This is a genomic window from Sphaerospermopsis aphanizomenoides BCCUSP55, from assembly GCF_001586785.1.
Taxonomy (GTDB): domain Bacteria; phylum Cyanobacteriota; class Cyanobacteriia; order Cyanobacteriales; family Nostocaceae; genus Sphaerospermopsis_A; species Sphaerospermopsis_A aphanizomenoides_A.
Genome location: NZ_LUFH02000001.1, coordinates 132669 through 142272 on the forward strand (window position 1 = coordinate 132669; position 9604 = coordinate 142272).

6 protein-coding genes are annotated in these 9604 nt (G+C 40.5%); 1 reads left to right on the forward strand and 5 read right to left on the reverse strand.

Annotation, left to right across the window (positions count from 1 at the left end; translation table 11 throughout):
• Positions 1-19: 19 nt before the first annotated feature.
• The 4 genes from A0J48_RS00565 to A0J48_RS00580 form a co-directional block, all read right to left on the reverse strand.
• Positions 20-3025: a peptidase domain-containing ABC transporter gene (locus A0J48_RS00565; protein ID WP_200319303.1), complete on the reverse strand. Its 3006-nt coding sequence runs from the start codon at positions 3023-3025 to the stop codon at positions 20-22.
• A gap of 146 nt (positions 3026-3171) precedes the next feature.
• On the reverse strand, positions 3172-3903 hold the full coding sequence (locus A0J48_RS00570; RefSeq protein ID WP_200319305.1) for a peptidylprolyl isomerase: 732 nt from the start codon (positions 3901-3903) through the stop codon (positions 3172-3174).
• Positions 3904-4437: 534 nt separating this feature from the next.
• Entirely contained in the window at positions 4438-6720 is a 2283-nt protein-coding gene (locus A0J48_RS00575; protein WP_200319306.1) for an FG-GAP-like repeat-containing protein, read from the reverse strand.
• Between the two features lie 391 nt (positions 6721-7111).
• Positions 7112-7885 carry a COP23 domain-containing protein gene (locus A0J48_RS00580; RefSeq protein WP_200319308.1) on the reverse strand — a complete coding sequence of 258 codons (774 nt, stop codon included), beginning with the start codon at positions 7883-7885 and terminating at the stop codon, positions 7112-7114.
• Positions 7886-8209: 324 nt separating this feature from the next.
• On the opposite strand from A0J48_RS00580, the gene A0J48_RS00585 reads away from it, so the two are divergent.
• Positions 8210-8932, forward strand: a complete 723-nt coding sequence (locus A0J48_RS00585; RefSeq protein WP_200319310.1) for a TerC family protein — start codon at positions 8210-8212, stop codon at positions 8930-8932.
• Positions 8933-9044: 112 nt separating this feature from the next.
• Here A0J48_RS00585 and ndk read toward each other — a convergent pair whose 3' ends face one another.
• Positions 9045-9494, reverse strand: coding sequence for a nucleoside-diphosphate kinase (ndk, locus tag A0J48_RS00590; RefSeq protein ID WP_200319312.1), 450 nt, complete (start codon positions 9492-9494; stop codon positions 9045-9047).
• Positions 9495-9604: the final 110 nt, after the last annotated feature.

The following is a 9604-nucleotide window of genomic DNA, read 5'->3' on the forward strand; positions in this document are numbered from 1 at the left end:
ACAACTGACAACTGACTAATTACAAATTAACTTCTTGCTGTTGATAAAGGTAGAAATAATGACCTTTAGCTGTCATTAATTCTTGATGGCTACCTTGTTCAATTACCCTACCGCTATCCATGACCACAATTGTATTGGCATTACTAACAGTGTTGAGACGGTGAGTAATAAAGAAAACTGTAGTACCTTGAAATGCTCTAGCTAAGTTGAGACATATTTGTTTTTCGGTAGGATAATCTAAGGCGCTGGTGGCTTCGTCCAAAACTAGTAATTTAGGTTTTTGTAGAATCGAACGAGCGATCGCAATTCTCTGTCTTTGTCCCCCAGAAAGGGCTGAACCTCTTTCGCCTACTCTTGTGTTGTAACCGTTAGGCAGGTTCATGATAAATTCGTGAGCAACTGCAATCCGCGCTGCTTCAATAATTTCTTCTGTTGTGGCATCAGGATTTGTCAGTGCAATGTTTTCCTGAACTGTGCCATCAAACAACAGCGGATCTTGAGGAACGACACCAATTTGTCTCCGCACTGAATACAGTTCTACTTTGCTGATGTCGTAGCCATCAATCAAAATTCTGCCAGACTCGACGTTATAAAGTCTCAGCAGTAATTTCATCATTGTGCTTTTACCGGAACCACTTTGTCCCACAATCCCTACAAATTGACCATGAGGAAAATCGAGGCTGACGTTGTTGAGTTGCAGTGGTCCACTGGGAGCAAAGCGGAAGGAAACATTTTCATATTTGACAGCCCCAACAATGGCAGGTAAGGGAATGTTATCTCTGTCTAATTCTGCTTCTTGAGGTGTATCAACAATATCACTTAATCTTTCTAAAGATAGGCCAGTTTCTTGGAAGTTTTGCCAGATTTGTGCCAAACGTAATATGGGACTAGTCACATAACTAGAGATAATTCTAAAGGCGATTAATTCTCCTAAAGTTAACTCTCCTTGTAATACTAAATAAGCTCCTACCCACAACACTAATAAGCTGCTAAGTTTATTGAGAAACTGACTGGTTGAATTAGCTAAAGTGGAAGTAATGACAGTTTTAAACCCTGCTGCCACAAACCGAGCGTAACGTTCTTGCCAGGAAAAACGCGATCGCAATTCAATGTTTTGCGCCTTCACTGTTTGTATCCCTGACATGACCTCAACTAAATAAGATTGAGTCTCGGCGTTGCGTTCTGCTTTAGATCGTAACTGTCTACTCACTGTCGGGGCGGCAATTAATGTAATCACCACAAATAGCGGAATTGTTCCTAATCCCACTATAGTTAATTGCCAGCTATAAAACAGCATGACGATGATATAAACCACCGAGAATACTGCATCTAATCCCACAGTTAAAGCTGTACCTGTCAGAAACTGGCGGATATTTTCTAATTCATTGATGCGAGTCGCTAGTTCACCTACTGGGCGGCGTTCAAAATAACGTAATGGTAAGCGGAGTAAGTGGTCAATAATTTGTGACCCCAAACTCATATCAATGCGGTTGGTAGTATCAACAAATAAATAAGTCCGCAATGTAGTCAACACTGCTTCAAATACACCAACTGCTAACAGTAGCACCCCTAAAATATTCAGGGTACTAATACTATTTTGAACAATGACTTTATCAATGATTAACTGAATAACGAGGGGATTAGCTAAAGCTGCCAGTTGGACAAAAAATGAAGCAATAAATACTTCTATTAAAACTCGACGATAACGTGACAGATATGGTAAAAACCAGCCTAAACCAAACCGTTGTTGAGGTGTTTCTTGAGTCGCACTGAATAATAATACCCTCAGTTGCTGCTGCAAGTTGGTTTCATTAGTCTCTAGTTCTTCTAATAGTTGGCCTGGTTTATATTTGATAATTCCTTTTGATGGCACAGCTAAAACTACTGTATTGGCATCAACAGCATAGATAACAGCATAACTGTCTCGATATTGAACTAATGCTGGTGTAGGAATCCGTGTAATTGCCGTCGCCGGAATATCTATTAACTGAGATTTAAGACCAATTAATTCGCCTAAATAAGCACACAGTTGAAAGGATATGCCACCCTGACGTTTGAGTTGATCATTTAAAATTCGACGTACTACTTCTTTCCGCAAGGGAATTTCTAAATGCTTGGCCAGCATTTGAAAACAGGCCAAGGTGGCATTTATTTCCCCCTGTCCGCGAAAAAAGGGATATTGTGTATATTTTTGTTTTACTTGTGGTGTTTTGATTGGTGCAGGTAGAATCTCTTCCGTGCTTGCGTAGGGAATCTCTAAATCATCTGTGATTTGTCTTTGCTCGTCCCTTGGTTCTGCTTCTGGCTGTTCTTGATTGAGGAATAATAAATCTGCCGGATTAATGCCTAGTAACCTTGCGGGTGCATTGCCTGTCACCTCGATCACATCACTGCTGTAATTAGATTCTAACTGATAACCAGGAGGAAAATTAGCAACTGTCCCACCACCGCTGACAATCCAAATGCGATTGCTATCCAATTGGTTGAAGGAGGTTTTTCCTGGTGGGAGATGCTGAATTTGCACCCCTGATAAAATTTGCTGGCTGATTTCTTTGAGATTTAAACTAGCGTTGGCTTGTTGTGCTAACTGCGGACTGAGAACATCAAATATTTCTATTAAATTACTCTCATTTTGCCGCGCATTAGCAAAGGCTGAATTTTGGGAAAGTAAACTCAAATAATCTGCTGTACTGAAGGTTAAACAGATCACTTCCGTGGATGCGATCGCTGTTTCACAAGAAATCTGCCTTAATAAGCTAATTTCGCCAATTATTGCCCCCGGTTCTAGTATTTTTAAGGTAATTGGCAATTGGGTCTGGGGGTGGTATCCTAACAACCGCACTCGTCCTTCATAAATAATTGCTATGCGGTCAGGTATTTTTTCTTTACCAATGATTTTTTGACCTATACGGTAGCGTAAAGCTTGTTGTTGTGATATCAAACTGTTAATTTCTGTCGCCGATAGGTATTCAAATCCGGCAACTGTGGTCAGAAATTCTGCAAAAGCGATATTAGTATAAGTCATGTTTATGAAAATTATTTAATCTACTATCAGCTACGGAAAATTTATCAAGTGATGGATGTTTTATAGCAGTCAGTGTTATGCCTGATAGGAATTCAGCTTTTAAATACACTCTATCAAGTTGTTTTATGCTTTATATTTCCGTGAATTCACTCATCTAATAGTTTAATTTGCCAGTTTTGTGCAGATGTTTGTGTTTGTAGCCAAGCCTGAAAACGCTCGTTCAGTAATCGTTGACGCATAGGACGATCCAACTGAGCAGGTAGTAACTTTTCTAGACGCACAATCACTATCCACTCACCTATTTGATTGGGTGGTGACAACTGCTGTGGCTGGCTCACCGATAAAATTTGTATTAACCGTGGATGGAGAGATTGTAATTCCACCGGACCCACTAAACCATCTGTTTGGGCTTCAGGCCCTTGGGCATATTCCCTTGCTAGTTCAGCAAAAGACTGTTCTCCTTCTTGGATGCGGAAGTAGATTTCTTGGGCAATACCAATATCAGAAGTGGTAATTAGAGAGTATATAACTCGATCCAACTGGGATTTGCGTTGAAAAAAGTACGATTCTAAATCCTGTCCCCAAGTAGCCTCTTTGAACTTCTCCAGTTTGAGTTGGCGAATTGCCATACTATTCAACTGTTCGGGACTAATGCTCTGATCTGGCCGTCCTTGATATTGTTGAGCTAACTGTTCACAAGCCTGTTGTTCTTCTTGTGGTGTACACTCAATCTGTGCGATCGCTTGGTCAATGACCACCTCTTTGAGTAATGGGGGAATTAATTGGTATTTGCCCATTAATTCCAGGATCTCTGGGGCTGTGAGTATGCGATAACTTTGTTCGCTGGAGGCATCGCCAAATTGCAGAACTGGATTCATATCATTTGTGATCAGATTTACCACCGTTATCAATCGTTATCAATTGTTTTTTAGAACATAGTAGAAACAGGTTGTAGCTAGTTTATTTATTGGTTAAGGCAGACAATTTTTTACATCGTCATACCTGGTATTTAGCTTTTCCTGTGTGCATAGATAGTTACTAAATATCATCGCATAAACCGAGTATATTTTTGTCAAAAAAAGTAACAAAGGTATCTATATTTGCAGATATCGTACCAAACTATCATAATTTTTTAAATTTGCAACCTTAAACTGGCAGTCTGGAAAAAAACTTTAAAATTTAACATCATACAGGACTTACGCAGCTAGATGATTTGTCGAGATCGGGAATAGGCCTTGGCACATTGTGATGACATTGGAGATTTCCCATGCCTAAGTTATAAAAGTATGAAGAGGTTGTAGCGTATAGGATGTGGGGAAGCCCGTAATTAATATCAGGGGCTTGTATGGCTGGTATCTATTGGGTATGGAAGTTTATTCTTTCCCAACACCCCACACTCTGTTTTTAGTCAGTTAAATCACAACAATATCACTAGCACTCAGAGTAGGTAGACTAGCTAGGGTTGCAATCTGAACACGAGATCCAACACCATTGCCGTCCGCATCAAAGAACAAAGCACCGTTGCTACTGTTATAAATAAATCGTTGTAAACTATCACTAGCTGTAGTCACACCTAAACCAGAAATGAAAGCCGTATTGTCTAAAGCGCCTGCTACTAAACCGCCACCAAAGCCAGTAGCAGATATTTCTATCTTGTCTTCACCAACTACAAAGTCTTGAATTTTATCAATTCCTTCATTGGAGGCATTCAGCCGGAAAATGTCATTACCAACACCACCACTTAGGGTATCATTACTTAAACCACCAATGAGAGTATCAGCACCTGCGCCACCATTGAGGCTGTCGTTACCATCACCACCACTTAGATTATCATTACCACTATTACCGTACAGAACGTCATTGCCAATACCACCATTGAGGATATTATTACCTGCATTGCCAGTGATATTGTTAGCCAGTTCGTTACCTGTACCATCAATATAGGCAGTTCCCGTTAAAGTCAGACGCTCGATATTAGCACCTAGAATGAAACTGACAGAAGAGTTAACAGTATCTGTTCCCGCACTAGGATTTTCGGTAACTGTGTCACCACCATTGTCAACAACGTAAGTATCATTACCCAAACCACCAATGAGAGCATCAGCACCTGCGCCACCATTGAGGTTGTCGTTACCATCACCACCACTTAAATTATCATTACCACCATTACCGTACAGAACATCATTGCCAATACCACCATTGAGGATATTATTACCTGCATTGCCAGTGATATTGTTAGCCAGGTCGTTACCTGTACCATCAATATAGGCAGTTCCCGTTAAAGTCAGATTCTCGATATTAGCATCTAGAATGAAACTGACAGAAGAGTTAACAGTATCTGTTCCTGCACTAGGATTTTCGGTAACTGTGTCACCACTATTATCAACAAAGTAAGTATCGTTACCTAAACCACCAATTAGATTATCAGCACCTGCACCACCATTGAGGCTGTCGTTACCATCACCACCATTAAGGGTATCATCACCACCATTACCGTAGAGAATATCATTACCACCACCACCATTGAGGATATTATCACCATCATTGCCCGCGATAGTGTTAGCTAGGTTATTACCTGTGCCGTTGATATCATTAGTGCCAATCAAAGTCAGACGTTCTATATTGTCTCCCAATGTATAGGTAACTGAGGATTGAACTTCATCTGTACCACCACCAGGAGTTTCAGTAACTGTATCACCTATGCTATCAACGGTGTAAACTTCATTGCCAGAAGTACCAGAGAAACTGTCTCCTGGTGTGGTATTTAATAGCACAGAAATGCTACCATTGCCACCAACGTTTTCGTTAGCTACTACAAAATCTAGCCTGTTATCACCATTTACATCTCCCACAGCTACCGAACGAGAACCATTTCCGGCAGTATAGTTAGTAGCAGTACCAAAACTACCTAAACCATTTCCTAATAGTACGGAAACGTTATCATCATTACTGTTTGCTATTATCAGGTCTAAGTCACCGTTACCGTCGATGTCGGCTACAGTAACTGATCGGGGTTCTGATCCCACATTAAAGTTAACCGCAGCACCAAAACCACCTAAACCATCTCCTAGTTGCACTGATACTACTGAAGTGCCAGACCTAACTACTGCTATGTCTGGATTACCATCTTCGTTGAAGTCATCTACTGCGATGGCACGGGTATTAGTACCAACTGTATAGGTCTGAGCAGTTCCGAATGTACCCACACCAGTTCCAGGGAAGACAGAGACAATAGGGCTGAACAAACTAGCAGCAGCTACGTCTAACAGACCGTCTTCATTAAAGTCTCCTACTGAAATTGCGCTCATTCCGATTCCAGGAGTGGGATAGTTGGTGACTGGGTCGAAAGTGCCATCACCATTACCCAAGATAATGGAAATATCACTATCAGGACTGGGGTTTGGAGGAACGGTTTGAAGATCAGCTAAATCAAAGTTTGCTGTTCCTATGTCCAGATTACCGTCGCTGTCGAAGTCACCTACATAGACGGAAATTGGATTGTATAGTCCCACTGATAAGTTACTTAAAAGGGAAAAACCACCATTTCCATTACCCAAAAGAACTGAAACTATTCTACTAACAGAGTTTGCTACTACTGCATCTAGTTTGCCGTCTTCGTTTATATCTCCGACTGCGACTGAAAACGTACCCAAACCTACGGGAATATTGGTGGGTGAACTGAATGTTATTGTCATTACTTGTACCTGGATATAATTATTACACCGTATTTATTTAAACTGAAAACTACAATATTTGTCCGCATCAGGATCACTTTCATCTGCTGACAAAATACTGCCTATTGTCTAATTCTCACCAATTACTTTAAGCTGAAAATCTCTCATAACTAACAATGATTACGATATTTTTACGTAAAATTTATATTATCAAGCCTCAAGACTCACCACAGGCAAAAGCCTCCTTGTAAATATCTACAAAGAAGCCAAGATTGTATTTATAGTAGTCAGCAGTCAGCTTTCAATCCTTGATCATCAGGATTGGAGAATGTGAGTTTGTCCTCATCACCTAGGCAACTGGTTGATTAAGCATTATTTCTTTGCAAAGACTTTCGTGAAGATAAATACCCAATCAACGGAATAGACGGGGATTCAAAATAGTACGATTTTGTGGTTGGGACTGACGGCGGAGTGATACTCCATTTTGCAGTTTACTAGCTGTACCACCATCTTTGGGATCTAGAAATGGTTTCAAATTAATGCCATTTTTGGCGGAACTGACGCGATTATTACCACCACCTAGAAGGCTACGTCCTAAATTGTATAATTCATTAGTTCCTGATTGGTTACGATTAGCATAAGTGTTAACAGCTATTGTTTGTTGTCCTTCATCAGCACTGGCTATGTTGTTGAAAACACTACTGCGAACAGCATAAGGATCTTTACCACGTGGAACTGTCAGGACAATGCGGCAGTTGGGATTAGCCTCTGTAGTGACACAGATAATATTTTCGTTATTTTCTACAGCTATCTGGAGTTCTTGTAACCCATCTGGGCGATATAATTCTAAACGACTGGCGATCGCCTCACAGCGATTTTTGGGAGTCCAACCACCACCCAAACTTTGTGGTGCTGCCCAAGCAAAAAATTGACCTGGTTGGCTTTGGGGTTGATACATGACGGTATATTGACCGTTGTAATATTGACAGCTAAATCTTTTACTGCTGTCAACAGTTGTAGAAGTCGGTATGCTGGTGGATGAATCCGATGGTACTGTTGTTGATGAGCCTGATGGAACAGTGGGAACAACTACACCATCCGTTTGGGCAAAAGCTACAGAATTGCCAATAAGTAAAGATAAGCTAAGACTACTCAAAAATACAAACTGAAGTGGTTGTGAAGACATAATTCAACCTCTAAAATATATATTCATATTTTCTATGACGGAAATTTTTATTTTTTGATTCATCACAGCAACTGATTTTTTTATTTTTATCAGTTCTGGACAATTGTATTCAATCACAAACAACTCCCACATCCCACACCCAAACTCAAGCCAGAAGTTTGAAATTTACTAAATGTAGACTTATTTGGGCTATTGTTACCAACATTGCATCGGGAAATAGTCCCATGAAGCGTTAAGCTGGATAAAAGTAGCAATTTATTGCACTTTCTATAATGAAATCCTTGTTCCTGTTATTTTAAAATTTTCCCTGTTTGAGAAATTGGAATGCTAGACCACATTTTTGATTATTTACACTTTCATTTCACCGTTGAAGCTCCGATAGTATTGTTGATCCTGGTTTTTCTAGAAGCAGTGCTGTCTGCTGATAATGCGATCGCCCTCGCTGCTATCGCTCAAGGACTAGAAGACGAAAAACTAGAACGTCAGGCACTTAATTTCGGTTTAGTCATCGCTTATGTACTCAGAATTACTCTACTGCTCACCGCCACTTGGGTACAAAAGTTTTGGCAATTTGATCTATTAGGGGCTGCTTACCTACTGTGGCTAGTATTCCAACACTTTACGTCTCAAGAAGATGAAGAACATCACCATCACGGACCACGTTTTAATTCTTTGTTGCAAGCTATACCTGTAATTGCCTTTACAGATTTAGCGTTTTCTTTGGATAGTGTCACAACTGCGATCGCAGTTTCTCAAGAAACATGGTTGGTACTTACTGGTACTACCATCGGTGTTGTCACCCTGCGGTTTATGGCAGGTTTATTTATTCGCTGGTTAGATGAATATGAAAACTTGGCGGACGCAGGTTATATCACTGTAGCGTTTGTGGGTTTACGGCTATTGTTGAAAGTCATCAACGATGATTTAGTTCCACCCCAATGGATCATGGTCAGTGCGATCGCTATCATCTTAGCTTGGGGATTTTCCAAACGCACTCTCATTACATCTGTGGCAGAAAAACCCGAAAAAACGGAAGTGTCGAAGTAGGTAGGTGACAGGTGACAGTAAGAAGGGAATAGGGAATAGGGAATAGGGAATAGGGAATATAATAAATTTCTCCCCACACCCTACACCCTACACCCTACACCCTCTTTTTCAACTACTCATGTAACCAAGGAGTTAACTGTGGTTGCCAAGACACTAATTCTTCCTCTTTAAACCACAGAGCAATTTCATTTTGTGCAGTTTCAGGAGCATCAGAACCGTGGATCAAGTTGCGACCAACATTAATACCAAAATCACCGCGAATTGTTCCTGGTTCTGCGTTTAAAGGATTTGTTGCACCAATAATTTTTCTGGCAGAAGCAATAACACCATCACCTTCCCAGACCATCGCTACAACAGGGCCTGAAGTGATAAATTCTACCAAGCTAGGAAAGAAGGGTCTTTCCCTGTGAACACCATAATGTTGTTCAGCTAATTCTCGGCTGACTTTCTGGAACTTCAAGCCAACGAGGGTAAAGCCTTTAGTTTCAAAGCGCCGGATAATTTCACCTACCAGTCCGCGCTGGACTCCATCAGGCTTGATTGCTAAAAATGTGCGTTCCAAAGCTATCTCCCAAAACTTAATAAAGTTTTTATGCGTTAATTGTCAGTTGTTTTTATGTATTTTGTCCAGTAGTTGCAGAATATTCTCTTATGGTGTGGGGTGTGGGGTGT